Origin of the sequence: Martelella sp. AD-3, assembly GCF_001578105.1 — a bacterium.
Lineage (GTDB): Bacteria > Pseudomonadota > Alphaproteobacteria > Rhizobiales > Rhizobiaceae > Martelella.
In genome coordinates, this window is record NZ_CP014275.1 from 2,754,026 (window position 1) to 2,772,172 (window position 18,147).

20 protein-coding genes are annotated in these 18,147 nt (G+C 62.1%); 10 read left to right on the forward strand and 10 right to left on the reverse strand.

What is annotated here, in order from left to right; genetic code table 11:
- Positions 1-119: 119 nt before the first annotated feature.
- The 6 genes from AZF01_RS12860 (at position 120) to AZF01_RS12885 (ending at position 3,911) form a co-directional block, all read left to right on the forward strand.
- A complete protein-coding gene (locus AZF01_RS12860; protein WP_024708253.1) occupies positions 120-362 on the forward strand; it encodes a DUF1902 domain-containing protein in 243 nt (80 codons plus the stop codon).
- 6 nt (positions 363-368) lie between these two features.
- Positions 369-563 (forward strand): type II toxin-antitoxin system HicA family toxin, encoded by a 195-nt coding sequence (locus AZF01_RS12865; RefSeq protein WP_024708252.1) that lies wholly within the window; start codon positions 369-371, stop codon positions 561-563.
- Positions 564-694: 131 nt separating this feature from the next.
- The gene (gene msrP / locus AZF01_RS12870; RefSeq protein WP_024708251.1) at positions 695-1,678 is read left to right on the forward strand and encodes a protein-methionine-sulfoxide reductase catalytic subunit MsrP; all 984 of its coding nucleotides are present in this window, start codon (positions 695-697) and stop codon (positions 1,676-1,678) included.
- Between the two features lie 16 nt (positions 1,679-1,694).
- Positions 1,695-2,363: a protein-methionine-sulfoxide reductase heme-binding subunit MsrQ gene (msrQ, locus tag AZF01_RS12875; RefSeq protein ID WP_024708250.1), complete on the forward strand. Its 669-nt coding sequence runs from the start codon at positions 1,695-1,697 to the stop codon at positions 2,361-2,363.
- Positions 2,364-2,369: 6 nt separating this feature from the next.
- Entirely contained in the window at positions 2,370-2,933 is a 564-nt protein-coding gene (locus AZF01_RS12880; protein WP_036237105.1) for a hypothetical protein, read from the forward strand.
- A 114-nt stretch (positions 2,934-3,047) separates the two neighbouring features.
- Entirely contained in the window at positions 3,048-3,911 is an 864-nt protein-coding gene (locus AZF01_RS12885) for a DUF817 domain-containing protein (RefSeq protein ID WP_036237103.1), read from the forward strand.
- 28 nt (positions 3,912-3,939) lie between these two features.
- Here the strand turns inward: AZF01_RS12885 and AZF01_RS12890 are convergent, their stop codons facing one another.
- The 3 genes from AZF01_RS12890 to chrA are packed head-to-tail and all read right to left on the reverse strand — an operon-like array spanning position 3,940 to position 7,222.
- Positions 3,940-4,920, reverse strand: a complete 981-nt coding sequence (locus AZF01_RS12890; RefSeq protein WP_024708249.1) for a bifunctional riboflavin kinase/FAD synthetase — start codon at positions 4,918-4,920, stop codon at positions 3,940-3,942.
- Positions 4,921-4,949: 29 nt separating this feature from the next.
- Entirely contained in the window at positions 4,950-5,798 is an 849-nt protein-coding gene (locus AZF01_RS12895; protein ID WP_024708248.1) for a TIGR01459 family HAD-type hydrolase, read from the reverse strand.
- A gap of 56 nt (positions 5,799-5,854) precedes the next feature.
- Positions 5,855-7,222: a chromate efflux transporter gene (chrA, locus tag AZF01_RS12900; protein ID WP_024708247.1), complete on the reverse strand. Its 1,368-nt coding sequence runs from the start codon at positions 7,220-7,222 to the stop codon at positions 5,855-5,857.
- 216 nt (positions 7,223-7,438) lie between these two features.
- Between chrA and groES the strand changes: the two genes are divergently transcribed.
- The 3 genes from groES (at position 7,439) to AZF01_RS12915 (ending at position 10,651) form a co-directional block, all read left to right on the forward strand.
- Positions 7,439-7,735, forward strand: a complete 297-nt coding sequence (gene groES / locus AZF01_RS12905) for a co-chaperone GroES (RefSeq protein WP_024708246.1) — start codon at positions 7,439-7,441, stop codon at positions 7,733-7,735.
- Positions 7,736-7,816: 81 nt separating this feature from the next.
- Positions 7,817-9,469 carry a chaperonin GroEL gene (gene groL, locus AZF01_RS12910; protein WP_024708245.1) on the forward strand — a complete coding sequence of 551 codons (1,653 nt, stop codon included), beginning with the start codon at positions 7,817-7,819 and terminating at the stop codon, positions 9,467-9,469.
- A 498-nt stretch (positions 9,470-9,967) separates the two neighbouring features.
- The gene (locus AZF01_RS12915) at positions 9,968-10,651 is read left to right on the forward strand and encodes an outer membrane protein (RefSeq protein ID WP_024708244.1); all 684 of its coding nucleotides are present in this window, start codon (positions 9,968-9,970) and stop codon (positions 10,649-10,651) included.
- Between the two features lie 82 nt (positions 10,652-10,733).
- Here the strand turns inward: AZF01_RS12915 and AZF01_RS12920 are convergent, their stop codons facing one another.
- The 6 genes from AZF01_RS12920 to hisS form a co-directional block, all read right to left on the reverse strand.
- Positions 10,734-11,231, reverse strand: coding sequence for a ferritin-like domain-containing protein (locus AZF01_RS12920; protein WP_152534538.1), 498 nt, complete (start codon positions 11,229-11,231; stop codon positions 10,734-10,736).
- Between the two features lie 151 nt (positions 11,232-11,382).
- Positions 11,383-12,099, reverse strand: a complete 717-nt coding sequence (locus AZF01_RS12925; RefSeq protein WP_024708242.1) for a glutathione S-transferase N-terminal domain-containing protein — start codon at positions 12,097-12,099, stop codon at positions 11,383-11,385.
- 188 nt (positions 12,100-12,287) lie between these two features.
- On the reverse strand, positions 12,288-12,977 hold the full coding sequence (gene hisG / locus AZF01_RS12930) for an ATP phosphoribosyltransferase (protein ID WP_024708241.1): 690 nt from the start codon (positions 12,975-12,977) through the stop codon (positions 12,288-12,290).
- Positions 12,974-14,113, reverse strand: coding sequence for an ATP phosphoribosyltransferase regulatory subunit (locus AZF01_RS12935; RefSeq protein ID WP_024708240.1), 1,140 nt, complete (start codon positions 14,111-14,113; stop codon positions 12,974-12,976). The genes hisG and AZF01_RS12935 overlap by 4 nt, the downstream gene beginning before the upstream one ends.
- Positions 14,114-14,183: 70 nt before the next feature.
- Positions 14,184-14,549, reverse strand: a complete 366-nt coding sequence (locus AZF01_RS12940; RefSeq protein WP_024708239.1) for a VOC family protein — start codon at positions 14,547-14,549, stop codon at positions 14,184-14,186.
- A gap of 483 nt (positions 14,550-15,032) precedes the next feature.
- Complete coding sequence (gene hisS / locus AZF01_RS12945; RefSeq protein WP_024708238.1) at positions 15,033-16,655, reverse strand: histidine--tRNA ligase; 1,623 nt, start codon at positions 16,653-16,655, stop codon at positions 15,033-15,035.
- A 125-nt stretch (positions 16,656-16,780) separates the two neighbouring features.
- On the opposite strand from hisS, the gene AZF01_RS12950 reads away from it, so the two are divergent.
- Positions 16,781-17,251 carry a GyrI-like domain-containing protein gene (locus AZF01_RS12950; protein ID WP_024708237.1) on the forward strand — a complete coding sequence of 157 codons (471 nt, stop codon included), beginning with the start codon at positions 16,781-16,783 and terminating at the stop codon, positions 17,249-17,251.
- On the opposite strand, the gene AZF01_RS12955 is transcribed toward AZF01_RS12950, so the two are convergent.
- The gene (locus AZF01_RS12955) at positions 17,188-18,132 is read right to left on the reverse strand and encodes a LysR substrate-binding domain-containing protein (protein WP_024708236.1); all 945 of its coding nucleotides are present in this window, start codon (positions 18,130-18,132) and stop codon (positions 17,188-17,190) included. The genes AZF01_RS12950 and AZF01_RS12955 overlap by 64 nt on opposite strands.
- Positions 18,133-18,147: the final 15 nt, after the last annotated feature.

Consider the following 18,147-nt stretch of genomic DNA (forward strand, 5'->3'; position numbering starts at 1 on the left):
GGCGAAAATGGTACTCTCCGGTACGGTTGTGTGCGCCCTGACAATCTGCTTTCAACGGCCCATATTTCGTGCGAAAGTTCCGGTTGAGAGGCCTATCTTGAGAAGCTTGGGAGCGGGCGATGAAGCGAGATTCGATCACTGTGCAGGCTATATGGGATGACGAGGCACATGTTTGGGTTGCAAGCAGCACGGATATTGACGGGCTTGCCGTTGAAGCGGAAACGGTGGAACAGCTTCGCATCAAGGTGGTCGATGCCATCTCCGATCTTATCGAATTGAACGGACTGGCTTTTGACGCGAGAGAAATTTCCGTCCACATCCTGGCTGATCACATGGCAAAAGTGCCCAACCCAAGCTTCTAGCGCGTTATGGCGGGCTATCTGCGTGAACTCAAAAGGCTTCTGACCGAGGCCGGATGCGAATACATCCGGCCCGGAAAAGGCGATCATGAGATCTGGCGCAGCCCGATCTCCAACCGGCACTTCACGGTCGACAGCGGCACGAAGTCCCGCCATACGGCAAACGAGACGCTGAAGCAGGCAGGCCTTCCAAAGGCCTTCTGACCTCCCATGCACCGCACGCCTCTCACGCCCCGTACACAAAAATGTGGTTCAGATGTTTGTTGTGAAGGGGGAAACTATAGGCGATCTTCCGACGTATAGCGTCATGAATGCCAATTCGGGAGGCTGAGATCATGCCAGCATACAAACCGCCGCACATTCCGGCCTCTGAGATCACGCCGGAGCACGTATACCTGAAGCGCCGCACGCTTCTGGCCGCGGGCCTCGCCGCCGGCGCCACCTTCGTCACGGGCGCGGGAAGCGGTGAAGCGAACGCGGCCACGCTCACCCAGGGAGAGGCGCTGAAGACGGTGCCCGGCCCCTACCCCATGCCGGACCGCGCGCAAACCAGCTTCGAGGACGTGACCAACTACAATAATTTCTACGAGTTCGGCACCGGCAAGGCCGATCCGTCCAGGAATTCCGGCAAATTCCAGCCCTATCCCTGGACCTTCGAGATCGGCGGCATGGTGCAGAAACCGCAGACCGTCGATATCGACACGCTGCTGACGACGTTTCCGCTGGAAGAGCGCGTCTACCGCATGCGCTGCGTCGAAGCCTGGTCGATGGTCATTCCCTGGGTCGGCATTCCGCTGAAATCGATCATCGACATGGCGGAGCCGACGGGTTCGGCCAAATATGTCGCGTTTGAAGGCGTGGTGCGGCCGAAGGAAATGCCCGGCCAGAGCGGTTTCGGCCAGCCCATGCCCTGGCCCTATGTGGAGGGACTCAGGCTGGATGAGGCCAACCACCCGCTCACCATCATCGCCGTGGGGCTCTACGGCAAGACGCTTTTGAACCAGAACGGCGCGCCGATGCGCCTCGTGGTGCCGTGGAAATACGGCTTCAAGGGCATCAAGTCGATCACCAAGATCACGCTCACGGATACCCAGCCGCCCAACAGCTGGAACCTGCTGCAGCCGAGCGAATACGGCTTCTATGCCAATGTGAACCCGAATGTGCCGCATCCGCGCTGGAGCCAGGCGACCGAGCGCGTCATCGGCGAGGATGGCGGCCTCTTCGGCGGCGGCAAGCGCATCGATACACTGATGTTCAACGGTTACGGCGACGAGGTGGCAAGCCTTTACGCCGGCATGGACCTTGCGAAATACTACTGATCCGGCGGCGCAGAACATGGCTCAGAAACCTGCCAGGAAATCCGGCGCCGCCTGGTGGCGCCCCGCCTCTGTCTGGGCGCTCTATGCCGTCGGGCTTCTCCCGGCCGTCTGGTATTTTTACCTCGGCGCGACCAACAATCTCGGCGTCGATCCGGTCAAGACCTTCGAGCACCTGCTCGGCATTTGGGCGCTGCGCTTCATCCTGCTGACGCTCTGCGTCACGCCGCTGCGCGATCTCGCAGGCATCAACCTCCTGCGCTACCGGCGTGCGCTCGGCCTGCTCGGCTTCTATTATGTGTGCTTTCATTTCCTGGTCTATCTGGTGCTCGACCAGCAGATGAACCTCTCCGTCGTGGTGGAAGACGTGATCAAGCGGCCGTTCATCACCTTCGGCATGATCGCGCTCGTGCTCCTCATCCCGCTGGCGCTGACCTCCAACAACTGGGCGATCCGGACGCTGAAGCAGAACTGGATCCGCCTGCACAAGCTGGTCTATCTCATCGCCGCGCTCGGCACGCTGCACTTTGCCATGGGCCGCAAGGTGATCGGCCCGGAGATCATGTTCTACATCGCCGTCTGCGTGCTCCTCCTCGGCTACCGCCTCATCCGCCCGAAGCTGATGGAGCGCAAACGCGCGCGGAAGAAGGCGGCGCGGATGCAGGCGGGCCTCAATCATGCGAAGTGATTTCCAATGACCGTCATTCTGATCGGCGGCACATCCCATGCCGGAAAATCGAGCCTTGCAGCGCGCATAGCCGGCAAGAGAGGCTGGACGCAGCAATCGACCGATATGCTTGCCCGCCATCCGGGGCGGCCGTGGCCCGAACCACGCCCCGAGATTGCCGAGTTCTACAGCCAGCTCTCGCCGGATACAGCGCATTGGCTGCTGCTCGCACACCACGAGAACATGCGACCGATGATCGGGCGGATCATTGGCGATGCACTCTCGCGAGGGCGGAACCTCGTGCTCGAAGGCTCGGCATTGAGGCCGGAATATATGGCCGACTGGGCGAGCGAGACTGTGCATTGTCTGTTCCTGCATGCAGAACCCGATCACATTGCCGAACGGATTTATGCGAACAGTCGCTACCACGAACAAGCCGGAAGCCAGCGTGCCCTGATCGACGCCTTCATCACCCGCTCGCTGATCGACAACAATGCCGGGCTCGAAAGCGCCCGCAAGCACGGCATCAGAATCGTGTCGGTCACGACAGACGAGGCAGCAACCGAACTTCTGGCAGGCCTCGCACCCTGAAACCGTTCGGACGGAGAGCCACCCCATCGGGGCCAGACAGTCCGCGTCATGCTTTCGCCGTATAGAGACCCCTATTTTGCGGAGCGTTCCCGCAAACCGCAACAAAGGCCTTACGTGACCACAGCCTCGCCGCCGCTCATCGGTTCACTCGATACCTGGCTCATGGACATCCGTCCCGCGCCAGGACTTACGGGCATCCGCCGCTTTGCCGTCGAGTTCCTGTTCTTCGGCCTCAAGGAGGCGCGGGCCTGCCTGTTTGCCGGCCTGTTCTTCGTTTCGATCTTCATCGTGCCGCGCGAGGGCGTCCTGGGACTGCCGCGCTATGACGTGCTGCTGGTCATCGCGCTTTCGATCCAGTTTTCCATGATCCGGCTCGGGCTGGAGACCTGGGACGAATTCCGGGCGATCTGCCTGTTTCACATCGTCGGCTTCGCGCTCGAAGTGTTCAAGACGTCCGGCGCGATCCAGTCCTGGTCCTATCCGGACTTCGCCTATACCAAGCTTTTCGGCGTGCCGATGTTTTCCGGCTTCATGTACGCCGCCGTCGGCAGCTATATCATCCAGGCCTGGCGCATCCTGCAGGTGCGCATCCTGCACCACCCGCCCTACTGGATGGCCGCTCTGGTGGCGCTGCTGATCTATGCCAATTTCTTCACCCATCATTTCATCGGCGATTATCGCTGGTATATCGCGGCGCTTGCGATCGGGCTTTACGCGCGGTCAACGGTGGTCTTCCGCCCCTATGACCGGGACCGGAAAATGCCGATGCTGCTCGCCTTCATCCTGATCGGCTTCTTCATCTGGCTTGCGGAAAACATCTCGACCTTCTTCGCCGTCTGGCAATATCCGGACCAGATCGGCGCGTGGTCGACCGTGCATCTCGGCAAATGGAGTTCATGGACGCTTCTGGTGATCATGACCTTCACCATCGTCGTCTCGCTGAAGCATATCCGGGAGAGCATCCACATTCCGCGCTGACGCCTGAGGGGCGGTCCGGGCGTCAAACTCAAAAAGCGATCTTCGCGTCGAGGGCCGAAAACGGTTGAACGGCCGAAAGCAGCGCTTTCGCCTGGTCGGCGTCGCGGTGCATCTGGGCGACGAGGGCCTCCAGCCCGTTGAACTTCAACTCGTCGCGCAAGCGCCCGAAGAGAGAGACGGAACCGGTCTCGCCGTAGAGATCGCCCTTGAAATCGAAGATATAGGTCTCCAGCAGCGGCCGTCCGTCTTCCACCACGGTCGGGCGGCGGCCGAAGCTTGCCACCCCGTCATGCAGCGTGCCGTCCGGACGGCGGTAACGCACGGCATAAATGCCGGGGCGAAGCTTGGCGTCGGGATCGAACGCCATGTTGGCCGTCGGAAAGCCGAGCGTGCGGCCGAGTTTTTCGCCATGGATCACCTCGCCGGTAACCGTGTAGCGATAGCCGAGCAGGCCTGACGCCTCCACCACCTCGCCGCGGGTCAGAAGGTCTCGGACGCGGCTGGAGGAGACGACCTCGGCATTCTCGTCGCGGAAGGCATCCATCAGCGTCACGCCGAAGCCGTGGCGCTTGCCGGCCTGCATCAGATAGGCCGGCCCGCCCTCGCGGTTGCGGCCGAAATGGAAATCGAAGCCGGTGACGACCTCGCTCGCCGCCAGCCAGTCGAGCAGCACCGTGGTGACGAATTCTTCCGGCGAGCGCTGCGAAAAGGTTCGGTCGAAGGGATATTCGATGACCGCGTGATAGCCCATCGCCTCAAGCAGGCGCGCCTTCATCGGCGCCGGCGTCAGCCTGAAGACCGGCGCCTTGGGGTTGAACACCGTGCGCGGATGCGGTTCGAAGGTCAGCACCAGCGCCGGCACGCCCCGCTCCTCGGCAAGCGAGAGCGCGCGCCCCAGCACGCTTTGATGACCGCGATGCACGCCGTCGAAATTGCCGATGGCCACCACCCCGCCCTTCAGTGCGGACGGCAGGGGTTCGCGAAACTCGTTGCGGTGAAATACGGTCATGTTCAGCTTCCAGATGAATGCGGCCGACCTCAGGCGAGATCGGGCATCCAGTATTTCGGCTCTGCGTTCCGCTCCGTCAAGAACCGATTGAGCGACGCTTCGTCAACCTTTCCATCGACCGTGTAGTCGCCGGCGTGAATGCCCTCGGCGATGAACAGGAGGTCGAGACCGTAGTCGAGCGCGCCCTTCACATCCGTCGGCATGCCGTCGCCGATGGCAAGGACGCGGGTCTTGTCGACTTCGCCGACCAGCGAACGGGCCGTCGCCATCGCCGCCTCGTAGATCGGCGTGTGCGGCTTGCCGGCAATGCGGGTCTCGCCACCGAGCTCTTCATAAAGGGCGGCAAGCGCGCCGGCGCAGGGGATCAGCCGGTCGCCGCGGGTGACGACAAGGTCCGGGTTGGCGCAGATCAGCGGCGCGGCGCGCTGCTGAAAGCCGACGAGCATGGCGCGGTAGTCTTCCGGGGTCTCGGTCTCGTCGTCGAAGAAGCCGGTGCAGAGAATGCCCTCGGCCTCCCCTTCGCCCACCAGTTCCGCGCCGGTTCCGTCGATCAGGCCGGTGTCGCGCTTCGGGCCGAGATGGAAGAGTTTGCGCGGCCCTTCGGCGACAAGCGTCTTCGTCACGTCGCCGGAGGTGACGATCGCGTCATAGCTTTCCTCATAGACTTCAAGGACCGCCAGTTGCTTGACGACGGCGGGGGAAAGCCGGGGCGAATTGGTGAGCAGGATCACTGTCTTGCCGGCGGCGCGTGCATCCTTCAGCGCCTGCCGGGCCGCCGGAAAGGCCGCAACCCCGTTGTGGAGCACGCCCCAGACGTCGCAGAGCACGATGTCGTAATCGGCATAGAGCGCGCTGAGGGCGGGGATCGAACGGGGCATGGCGTGTCCTTTTGGCTTCGGGAGGGCGCTACGGGCGGGTTTTGAGGCCCTAATGGTCATAACCAGCTGCCAATGGCAAGCCCCGCAAGCCCCGCGCCCAAGAGAAGCGGCACGACGCCGATGCGGAACGCGAAGAGCGCAATGGCGGCGAGAAGGCTCAACAGCAGCGACCAGACATGCAGGCTCGACCACACCGGCCAGACCGGACCGGCATCAACGAGGGGCGGCAGCGCGAAGAGTTCGACGCGTCCGACGTGATCGAACATCACATGCAGCGCGAACCAGAACGACAGGTTGGCGATGACCCCGACGATCGCCGCGCCGATGCCGGCCATCGCACCCGAAAGCGCCGGGTTCTTTCTCAGATCCTCGATGAACGGCGCGCCGGCGAAGATGAAGACGAAGCTCGGCACGAAGATCGCCCATGCCGTGAGGAAAGCGCCGATCATGCCCGAGATGAGGGGCGCGGCAAAGACCGGCGCGGCATAGGCGCCGAGAAAGCCGACGAAACAGAGCACGAGAACCAGCGGCCCCGGCGTGGTCTCCGCCAGCGCCAGCCCGTCGAGCATTTCGGCGGGCGTCAGCCAGTGATAGGTCGTCACCGCCTCCTGCGCCACATAGGAGAGCACGGCATAGGCCCCGCCGAAGGAAAACAGCGCCACCTTGACGAAGAAGCCGAAAATGTCACTGAGCGTCCCGGCTCCGCCGAGGAGGGCCAGAATACCGAGAGGCAGCAGCCAGACGAATGTCCATACGGCAATCGTGGCGATCGCGCGCAGGCCCTTCTTCTGCCGCGCCGGTGCGGGCTCTTCGTCTTCCGCGCCCGGATCGGCACTGCCGCGCATGAGAAAATAGCCGCCAAAGCCGGCGGCAAGCACGACGAGCGGAAAGGCAACCCCGAAAACGAACAACGCCACGAAGGCAATGACGGCGAAAGCAACCGAAACCGGGCCCTTCAGCGATTTCCGGCCCATGCGCCAGAGCGCCTGGATGACGATGGCAAGAACCGCCGCCTTCAGCCCGGTGAATACCGCCTCGAGCCAGGTCGTATCGGCAAGGGCGGCGTAGAAAGCGGCAAGCCCGATAATGACCACAAGGCCCGGCAGGACGAACAGGAGGCCCGCCGCCACCCCGCCGCGCGCGCCGTGGAGCAGCCAGCCGATATAGGTGGCAAGCTGCTGCGCCTCCGGGCCGGGCAGCAACATGCAATAATTCAGCGCGTGCAGGTAGCGGTCTTCCTTCAGCCAGCGCTTTTCCTCGACCACGATCCGGTGCATCAGCGCGATCTGGCCGGCCGGACCGCCAAAGGACAGGCAGCCGATGCGGGCAAACACCGCGACCAGTTCGGAAAAGCTCGGTTTTTTATCCTGAACGGCGTTCTCCGTCACAATCTCCTCGCATTCCGGGCGGAAATCATCGGCCAAGGGTTATCGGCCGGAGATAAAACCTGTATGAAAGCCCCATTCAGGCCGCGCGCGCCTCTCCCGGCAAACGAAAAAAATCTTTTCGCCGATTTCTTGACACGCCGCACCCCACCTCCTAAATCTCCGTCATTAGCACTCACCCAGTGAGAGTGCTAACACTTATCCAGGTGGCCGCGTCAAGCGGCTGCGAATGTCATTTGATCGAGGGTACAGACAATGGCAAGCATTTCTTTCCGCCCCCTGCACGACCGCGTCGTCGTACGTCGCGTTGAGTCCGAGGAAAAGACCAAGGGTGGCATCATCATCCCCGACACCGCCAAGGAAAAGCCGCAGGAAGGCGAAATCGTCGCCGTCGGTTCCGGCGCTCGTGACGACAGCGGCAATGTTGTCGCGCTCGACGTCAAGGTCGGCGACCGGGTTCTGTTCGGCAAGTGGTCGGGCACCGAAGTCAAGCTCGACGGCGAAGACCTTCTGATCATGAAGGAAGCCGACATCATGGGCATCGTCGCTTAATCAAGCGCATCTGTCCACGATTCACCATTCCATCCAGCCGGGCACTTGCCCATAAGGTTTTGATAAACCAGGAGTTTTCAAATGGCTGCTAAAGAAATCAAATTCGGCCGCTCTGCGCGCGAAAAGATGATGCACGGTGTTGACGTGCTCGCTGACGCTGTGAAGGTCACACTCGGCCCCAAGGGTCGTAATGTTGTTATCGAAAAGTCCTTCGGCGCTCCGCGCATCACCAAAGATGGTGTTTCGGTTGCCAAGGAAATCGAACTGGAAGACAAGTTCGAAAACATGGGCGCCCAGATGGTCCGCGAAGTTGCTTCGAAGACCAACGACATCGCCGGTGACGGCACCACCACGGCAACCGTTCTCGCTTCCTCGATCATCCGCGAAGGCAACAAGGCTGTTGCTGCCGGGATGAACCCGATGGATCTGAAGCGCGGCATCGACATGGCCGTCCACGAAGTCGTCAAGGACCTGCAGGCCAAGGCAAAGAAGATCAACACCTCTGAGGAAGTTGCTCAGGTTGGCACGATCTCCGCCAATGGCGAAAAGCAGATCGGCGAAGACATTGCCGCTGCCATGCAGAAGGTCGGCAATGAAGGCGTCATCACGGTTGAAGAAGCCAAGACCGCCGAAACCGAACTCGAAGTCGTTGAAGGCATGCAGTTCGACCGCGGCTACCTGTCGCCCTACTTCGTGACCAACTCCGAGAAGATGATCACCGAGCTGGAAGACTGCTACATCCTGCTGCACGAAAAGAAGCTCTCCAACCTTCAGGCTCTCCTGCCGGTTCTGGAAGCTGTCGTTCAGTCCAACAAGCCGCTCCTGATCATTGCTGAAGACGTTGAAGGCGAAGCGCTTGCGACCCTCGTCGTCAACAAGCTGCGCGGTGGCCTGAAGATTGCTGCCGTCAAGGCGCCTGGCTTCGGCGATCGCCGCAAGGCCATGCTGGAAGACCTCGCCATCCTGACAGGCGGCACGGTGATTTCCGAAGACATCGGCATCAAGCTCGAAAATGTTACACTCGACATGCTCGGCACGGCCAAGAAGGTCTCGATCACCAAGGAAAACACCACGGTTGTCGACGGCGCCGGCCAGAAGGCCGACATCGAAGCCCGTGTTGCCCAGATCAAGGCCCAGATCGAAGAAACCACGTCCGACTACGACCGCGAAAAGCTGCAGGAACGTCTTGCCAAGCTCGCTGGCGGCGTTGCCGTGATCCGCGTCGGCGGCTCCACGGAAGTCGAAGTGAAGGAAAAGAAGGACCGCATCGACGACGCTCTGAACGCGACGCGCGCTGCTGTTCAGGAAGGCATCGTGCCCGGTGGCGGCGTTGCTCTTCTGCGCTCCTCCACGAAGATCACCTCCAAGGGTGAGAACGACGACCAGGAATCCGGCATCAACATCGTTCGCCGTGCGCTTCAGTCGCTGGTTCGTCAGATCGCGACCAACGCAGGTGACGAAGCCTCGATCGTTGTCGGCAAGATCCTCGACAAGAATGACGACAACTATGGCTACAACGCCCAGACCGGCGAATATGGCGACATGATCGCCATGGGCATCGTCGACCCGGTCAAGGTTGTCCGCACGGCTCTGCAGAACGCGGCTTCGGTAGCCTCGCTGCTGATCACCACGGAGGCCATGATCGCCGAAGCGCCGAAGAAGGAATCGGCCGGCGGCGGCATGCCCGACATGGGCGGCATGGGTGGAATGGGCGGCATGGGCGGCATGATGTAATCAGGCGAAAGCCTGATTGCAGAATAGCACGCCCATGATCCCAAGGGGTTTGGCGCGGCAAGCGCGCCAAACTGGCGGCATGATGTAATCAGGCGAAAGCCTGATTGCAGAATAGCACGCCCATGATCCCAAGGGGTTTGGCGCGGCAAGCGCGCCAAACTGGCGGCATGATCAAATCAGGCGAAAGCCTGGTTGCCGAGCGCCCAGCTCGACCAGTCGAAATTTGGAGAAGGCGCCTTTCGGGGCGCCTTTTTTGTGTGTCCGGCTTGCGCCGTCGCCACGCAAGCGGAATGCGACTGACGTGCCGCATGCACCAAAAAGATGAACAAAAGTTAATTTATAAATTGCGCATTTTACCGATGCCTGATGAAATCGGGACGCTTCAACCGGAGCGGCGAACAGGCGTGGCGGGACATAGGTGCATGTCTTCAATGAACGGCATGTCACCGGACGCCCCGGTGCGTCCACGTCTCACATTCATGCAGGGCCAATCGATCAATGAAAGCATTTCTTCCGGCGCTTCTCGCAACCACCACAGCCACCGCCGCGCTTGCCGCAGACCCGATGGCAACGCCGATCCCGGCTTCGCCCGCGACCTACGACTGGTCGGGCGCCTATCTCGGGGCGGAGGGCGGTTATGGATGGCTTGCCGGCGAAGTGCCGAACGACCTCTTCACCGGCACCAGGACTGAAAGCGCCGATGGCGGCGCGGCCGCCGTCTTCGCCGGCTACAGCCATCAGCTCAATAACAACGTCGTCGTCGGCATCAATGGCGAATTCGGCTACAACTGGAATGACAATTCCTACACCGTCGTTTCGCCCTACCCGTTTCTCAACGGCCAGAGCGTCACCTTCGGTACAGAGTGGCGGGCGAGCGTCGAGGGCAGCGTCGGCTATGCCTTCGACCGCCTTCTGGTCTTTGCCTCCGGCGGCTGGACCGCAACCAGGCTTGAGGGCTCCTTCTCGCTGACCGGCAGGAGCTATGACGAGGTCATGAACGGATGGACGCTCGGCGCGGGCATCGACTATGCGATCAGCGAAAACGTGTTCGCCCGGCTGAAGGCGAGCTACAGCGACTACGGCTCCACCGACATCATCACCCAGGCAACGGGTATTCCGGGCCTGCCCGACAGCAAGCTGAGCCAGGCAAGCCTGATGGCCGGCATCGGCTTCAAGTTCTGAGGTCGCGGCCTTCGAAAGATCCTCGGACGCGAAAAGGGCGGCCGCGCCGCCCTCTCCGTAGTCATGGTTCGCCGATGCGCGATCACGCCGCCTTGGCATGTGCGTTGAGCGATTTCTCGGCAAGCTTGGAAAGTTCGAGATCCGCCGTCGATTCCTGTTCGAAGGTCTCCTCCAGAAGCTTGACAACGTCCTTCTTGTCGAGCTGCTTCGCCCAGGCGATCAGCGTGCCGTAGCGGGCCATCTCGTAATGCTCCACGGCCTGCGCGGCGGAGATGAGGCCGGCATCGAGAGCGGGCGTATCCTTGAAGTCCTCGATGATCTCCTCACCCTCCTCGATAATGCCCTGGATCGCCTCGCAGGTCTTGCCGCGGGCCGGCTTGCCGAGCAGTTCGAAAACCTGCTGCAGGCGCTCGATCTGGCCTTCGGTCTCTTCCCGGTGGTTTTTGAAGGCTTCCTTGAGATCGTCGGATTGCGCGGCGCGCGCCATTTTCGGCAGCGCCTTCACGATCTGGCGTTCGGCGAAATAGATGTCCTTGAGCGTGTCGAGAAACAGGTCGTCCAGTGTCTTGGTCATGTTCAGATCTCCTCGTGTTGAAAGCGTGTTTGCTCTTGTGACGAAGAAACGCCGTCCTTGACGAAACGGTTCCTGACAAAACCGCGCCGCAGGCAACAAAAAAGCGCGACCGCCGGGACCGCGCTTCTTCTCAAGCATAGCGATGCTGTGTCTCGCCTCAGGCTTCGGCGGGAACCGTGAAGCCCTTGACGCTGGCCGGGCGGTCCGAGCAGCGCTCCACCCAGGCGGAAACAGACTTGAAATCGGCAAGGCCCAGTACATCCGCGGCATCGTAGCCGACCGACAGGCCGCGCACCCAGGGAAAGATCGCGATATCGGCGATCGAATAGGCCGAATAATCCTCGCCCATGATGAACTTGCGGTCACGCAGGCGCCCTTCCAGAACGCCGAGCAACCGGCGGACTTCCTTCTTGTAGCGCTCGACCGGATAGGGATTGTTGGCGACCTTGTCGGCGGCATATTTGTAGAAGTGGCCGAACTGGCCGAACATCGGCCCGACGCCGCCCATCTGGAACATCACCCACTGGATCGCCTCGTAGCGGCCGATCGGATCATTGGGGATGAGCTTGCCGGCCTTCTCGGCGAGGTAAAGCAGGATCGCGCCGGACTCGAACAGGCCGACCGGAAGGTCGTCAGGACCGTGGGGGTCGATGATCGCCGGGATCTTATTGTTGGGGTTCAGCGACAGGAACTCCGGCGACATCTGGTCGTCCGTGCCGAAGGACACGCGATGCGCCTCATAGGGCAGCTCAAGCTCCTCAAGCGCGATCGAAACCTTCACGCCGTTGGGAGTGGGAAGAGAGTAGAGCTGGATGACTTCCGGGTCTTTCGGCGGCCATTTCTGGGTGATCGGAAAATCGGACAAGCGTGACATGGACGCTCCTGAAAAATGTTTTGCGGATAGGTGCGAGATGTGCAGTGCGGATCGAAATCGCAAGACCATGCTTGTCATTAAAATGGCAAAAAAGTGTCGTCCGGACCAAAAAATGACGATTTCAGCCAATCGTCACCAAATAGGGATGGACGATACACGGCTTCGCCAACAGCGGCTTGCGCTGCCTCTTATCCGCGCATCGCCGCCAGGATTTCGTCGATCGCCGGGTCGCCTTCATGCGAGGTCTTTTTCGCGCGCACGAAACAGGCCTCCGATTTCAGGATCACGCCGTCGGTCAGAATTTTCAGGTGGTTGGCCGCAAGCGTCGAGCCGGTGGAGGTGATATCGACGATGATGTCGGCCTGGCCGGCCATGGGCGCGCCTTCCGTCGCCCCGAGGCTTTCGACGATGCGATAGAGCTGGATGCCGTGCTTGGCGGTGAAGAACTGCTGCGTCAGCCGCCAGAATTTCGTCGCGATCGCCAGACGGCGGCCGTGACGGCTGCGGAATTCCGAGGCGACATCGTTCAGGTCCGCCATCGTGTCGACATCGAGCCAGATTTCCGGGACGGCCACCACCACATCGGCCTTCCCGAAGCCGAGGCGGGAGACGAACTCCACCCGGGCATCGGCGTCCGCCACGTTCTCGCGCACCACATCCTCGCCGGTCACGCCGAAATCGACCGCGCCATTGCCGACCTCGCGCGAAATCTCCGAGGCCGACAGGAAGGCGATCTCGATATCCGGCCGGCCGCGTACCTGCCCGCGATAGGAGCGGTCATTGCCGTTGGTCTCGACAGGAAAGCCCGCCCTTTCGAGCGCCTGTTCCGCGCCTTCCTTGATCCGGCCCTTGGAGGGCAGCGCAATGGTGACGGTCATGGTGTTCCTCCGGCTTTTTCTCGGGCGCGTTCGATCCGGTCGAGCCACAGCGAAAAGCCGACGGCGGGAATATGGTCGCTGGCGCCAAGCAGCGTCAGCAGCCGGTCATAACGTCCGCCGCCCGCCAGAAGCGCGCCGCGCGCACCGGCTTCCGCGATTTCGAATACGAGGCCCGTATAGTAATCAAGCGGACGGCCGAATGCGGCGCGATAGGTGATCGCGGCCACCTCGACGCCCGCTGCCGCAAGCGCCGCGATGCGGGCCTCGAACGCGCCGATCGCCGCGCCGATATCGAGATCAAACTTTTCCGAAAAGGCCGCAAGCGCCGACGATGCCGCGTCAAGACCGACCTCGAGCGAGAGAAAACTCGTCAGCGCCTCCAGCGCATCGGCATCGAGACTGGTGACGGAGAGCGCCAGTTTTTCCTTCAGTCGCCGCGCAATCTCCTCGGGGCTGCGGCTGGCATTAGTGGAATAGCCGGTAACCTGCATGGTTTCGTCAATATGGGCCACCAGCCCCGCCTCGTCGCCATCGGCGAGGAAGGCGGCGACGCGGCGGTCGAGGCCGGAGACCGGCTGCGGGCGTGCCAGCGTTTCCAGAAGCGCCTCGAGCCGCGCATGGTTACCGAAGGCCTGGATCAGCCGCTTCTGCCAGCCGCCTGGAAGACCGAGCGCCCGCACCACCGCCTCGAAGATCGCCTGGTCGCCGAGCGTGACGGCAAGGCGCTGGCCCGGCAGGCAGGCGCCGAGCGCGCCCCAGGCATCGGCAATGGCGCGCGCATCGGCGGCGGCGACATCGGCCGTCCCCAGATCCTCGATGCCCGCCTGGAAGAACTCGTCCGCCCCGTCCTCGCGCGCCTGGCGGAACACCATGCCGCAATAGGCATAGCGCTTCGGCGTGCCGGCGTTCTCCGCGATGTGACGGCGGCAGACGGGGATGGTGAATTCCGGGCGCAGGCAGAGGCTCTCGCCCGTCTCGCTCTCGGTCATGAAAATGCGGCGGCGCAGCGCCTCGCCGGTCATGTCCAGAAAGGGCGCGGCGGGCTGGATCACCGGCGTGTCGGTCAGATCCGTTTCGCGCGCGGCAAAGGCGGCAAGAATGGCGCCGGCGCAATCCGGCAGGCTGGTGGAGGGCATGGGTCGTCTCTACTGTTTGCCGCACCCGATGACCATCCTTTGCGGCAAAAGTCAACGATTGCGGCCTGGATCAGTCCAAAACCTGCATCAGTTCGATCCGGTTGCCGAAGGGATCATAAACATAGGTGCGCAGGAATCCCTCAAGCGGCGCATCCGCTTTGACCTCGTAACCGGCCTTTTCCGCAGCCGCCGCAACCGCCGCGACATCATCGACCAGAAACGCCGGATGCGCCTTTTTCGCGGGCCGGAAATCCTTCTCGACGCCGATGTGAATGCGCAATTCTCCCCGCTCGAACCAACACCCGCCCCGCGCTCTCAGATTGTCGGGCTTTTCAACCTCCGGGACGCCAAGCACGCCGGCATAAAACGCCCGCGCCTCGTCTTCCCGGCCCTCGGGCATGGCAAGCTGTATGTGATGGATGGATTTGAGAGACATAAGCAAAATGGCCGGAACCGGACAGGACCGCCGGTTACCGGAAGCTCAATGATTATGCCGGGCGCGCCAAAGCTGGAAGCCAAGCATTCCCAATGCCGGAACCAGCAAGATCAGCGGTATCGTGATATAGACCTGTTCAAAACTCATGGCTCACCTCATCGAGAGGATCGTCATCCTCGCTGCTATATGTAGCACGATTGCCAGAAAATAGCGACGGACGTCGAGGCCACCGATCCCCCTTGAAGGGACGGCTTGTCGCAGAAGGCTTTTCCGCACAGCCCCCAAGTCTTCTCGCCCCGGAGGGGAGAGATGTCGCGACAGCGACAGTGAGGGGGGAACCTATCCACGCGGACACCCTCACTACCCCTGTCGGGGCATCTCTCCCGCAAGCGGGAGAGAGTATATGGAGCAAGATCCAAGGCCATCTACAATAGCCTTGCCCTCAGGAGGAGGAGGTTGTGGGAGCCGACGCCCCCCCGCCTATCATCCCGCCCGACGCCGGTCCTCCGCCTGCGCCTCCAGCATCTGGCGCACCCTTGCCACCAGATCACCCTCCGGCACGGTCTCCTGCGCCACCCGCGCCTCGCGCCATTCCGCGTTGTCCTCGATCTCGCCGGACAAGCGCTTGCCCTCGATCAGGTCCTTGATCTGGACGACGCCTTGCGAGCGCTCGTCGCCGCCCTGGATGATGGCGATGGGGCAGCCGCGACGGTCGGCATATTTGAGCTGGTTGCCGAATTTCTTCCAGTTGCCCTGGTACATCTCGGCGCGGATGCCTTCGCGGCGCAGCGTCTGCGTCATCTTCTGATAGCGCCCCATCGCCTCGGCATCGCCATCCATGACGGTGACGAGCACCGGCTCGATCACCTCGGACGCGCCGAGCTTGCCGAGGTTTTTGAGCGCCGTCATCAGCCGCGACACGCCGATGGAAAAGCCCGTCGCCGGCACCGGCTGGCCCATGAACCGCGACACCAGCCCGTCATACCGCCCGCCGCCGCCGACCGAGCCGAACACGACTTTTTCGCCTTTTTCATTGGTGACGTCGAAGAGGAGCTCGGCTTCGTAGACGGGGCCTGTGTAGTATTCGAGGCCGCGAACAACGGATAGATCGACAACAATCTTAATCCGATCTTCTGAGTAGCCGCATTTCTCGAAAACTTCAGCCATAGACCGAAGTTCGGTTAGTGCGTTCTCAATTTTGTCGGTTTTCGGGAGATCATTCGCAAAATTTTCGATTATTTTAAAATTGTCAGGCACGCGCAAATCAGTAGACCCATCCTCTCGAAGGACAGCCGTGCGTAGAGCCTTCACAGTTGAGCCATCATCCTCAAAGGTAACCAGATTAGCCGGACGATAAGTCAGAAAAATCATCAACTTTGAGAGTTGGTCTTCAGTAAGTCCTGCTCCTTTTGTGAAGTCACCTTCCCCTTCCTTTTGGCCGTCCCAGCGGCCCTTTCCGAGAAGTTGCGATACCCCTTCTGCACCGAATTTATCAAGCTTGTCGAGCGCCCGCAGAACCGTCAGTTTCTGATGCGGGTCTTCAACTCCAATCGCCTCCAGCACGCCGTCCAGCACCTTGCGATTGTTCACCCGGATCACATAATCCCCGCGCGGAATGCCAAGCGCTTCCATCGTGTCGGCCATCATCATGCACATTTCGGCATCCGTCTGGACGCCGGGGGCGCCGACGACGTCGGCGTCGAACTGCATGAACTGGCGGAAGCGGCCGGGGCCGGGCTTTTCATTGCGGAACACATAGCCCGCGCGATAGGTGCGGTAGGGAAGCTGGATGTCGTTGAAGTTTTCCGCGACATGCCGGGCAAGCGGCGCGGTCAGGTCATAGCGCAGCGACATCCACTGGTCGTCATCATCGGTCAGCGAGAACACGCCCTCGTTCGGGCGGTCGCTGTCCGGCAGGAATTTTCCCAGCGCATCGGTATATTCGAACAGCGGCGTTTCCACCGGATCGAAACCGTAATTCTCGTAGACCGCCTTGATCTTCGCCATCATCGCCTCGGTCGCGCGGATATCGGCGGCCGAGCGGTCGACAAAGCCGCGCGGCAGGCGGGCTTTCAGCTTCTGCGGTTTCTTCTTCTTGTCGCTCATGGTTGACCTATCCGGAACACAGCTTCATTTTCCGGGCCCTGATTAACGGATCGCCGTGGGTCCGGCAAGCGCCAAGGCCACGCCCGACAACCGCCACGGACCGGCGGCGGCCAAACGGAGGACCGATGGAGATTGAAACCATATCGATGCCCGAGCTCGTCTGCATCGGCCTCAGCGTGCGCGGCGCGTGGCATGAATTGCCGGAAAAGGTTCCCGCAGGCTGGCAGCGGCTGTTCGCCGCAACCGGGGATGCCGAGCACTTTCTCGAAGTCTCGCGCAAGCAGCCGGACGGCGCCTATATCGAGTTTCTCGGCTTCCTGGCATCGCGCAAGACGGAGATACCGCCCGGCCTCGAACGCCATGTGGTTGCCGCCGGGCGCTATCTCCGCCTCGTCCATGAGGGGCCGCTTGCGGAAATCGCCGATGGCTTTGCCCGCCTGCACGCCCATGCCGCGGCGACCGGGGTAAGGCTTGGCGACCTCAAGCTCGATTTCGGCTACCGGCGCGGCCTGCCCGACACGCCGCATGAGCTTTATGTGGCCGTTGAGCAGACGCCGCCGGCTCTGGGCGGACCCGCGCCCGGTTCGTCCGGCTGAGATGCGAGGCTGAAGGCCACCAGTTCGCTCGCCGCCTTGCTCAGATGCCGCTCCCTGTGGCTCAAAAGCTGGAAGGCGCGCGACGGCAGGTCGAAATTCACCCGCTTCAGTTCGCCTGAGGCAAGCCAGGGCGCCGCGACCGCGCCCGAGATTGCCGTCGCCGCATGGCCGGAGCGCACGGCGGACAGCACCGCCTCGTTCGAGGGCAGCACCATCACCACGTTGAGGTCTGCGGGCGCAATGCCGAAACCGGCCATGGCGTGCTCGAACTCAAAGCGCGTTCCGGAGCCCTCCTCGCGCAGCACGAAGGCCGCCTGCCGGGCGAGTTCGCCCGGCGTCACCGGTCGGCCATCGGCCAGCGGATGGCCGGGCGCGACCACCACCATCAGCGCGTCGTCGGTCAGGTGGCGCTTGGCCAGCAGCGGATTGTCGAGCGTGCCCTCGATATAGCCAAGCTCCGCCTCGCCGCCGGCAACGGCCTCCGCCACCGCCACGGTGTTGCCGATCGACAGCCTGAGTTCGATGCCCGGATAGCGCGCGTGAAAGCGCATCAGCACCTGCGGCAGCCAGTAGCTGGCAATCGTCTGGCTGGCGAAGACCGACAGCGCCCCGCGCTCCAGCCCGCCAAGCTCGCCCAGCACGCGTTCGGCCGAGCGCACCCGCGCAAGGGTCGCCCGCGCCTCATCCAGAAATACCCTCCCCTCCGCCGTCAGCACGATGCCGCGCCCGACCCGGTCGAAGAGGGTGACGGAATAGAAGTCTTCCAGCTTGCGGATGGCGCTGGACACGGCAGACGGCGTCAGATGCAGCGCTTCGGCCGCCCGCGTCAGGTGCTCGCGCTCGGCCACCGCCACGAACACAACCAATTGCTCAAGGGTCATCATGGGATGAACATT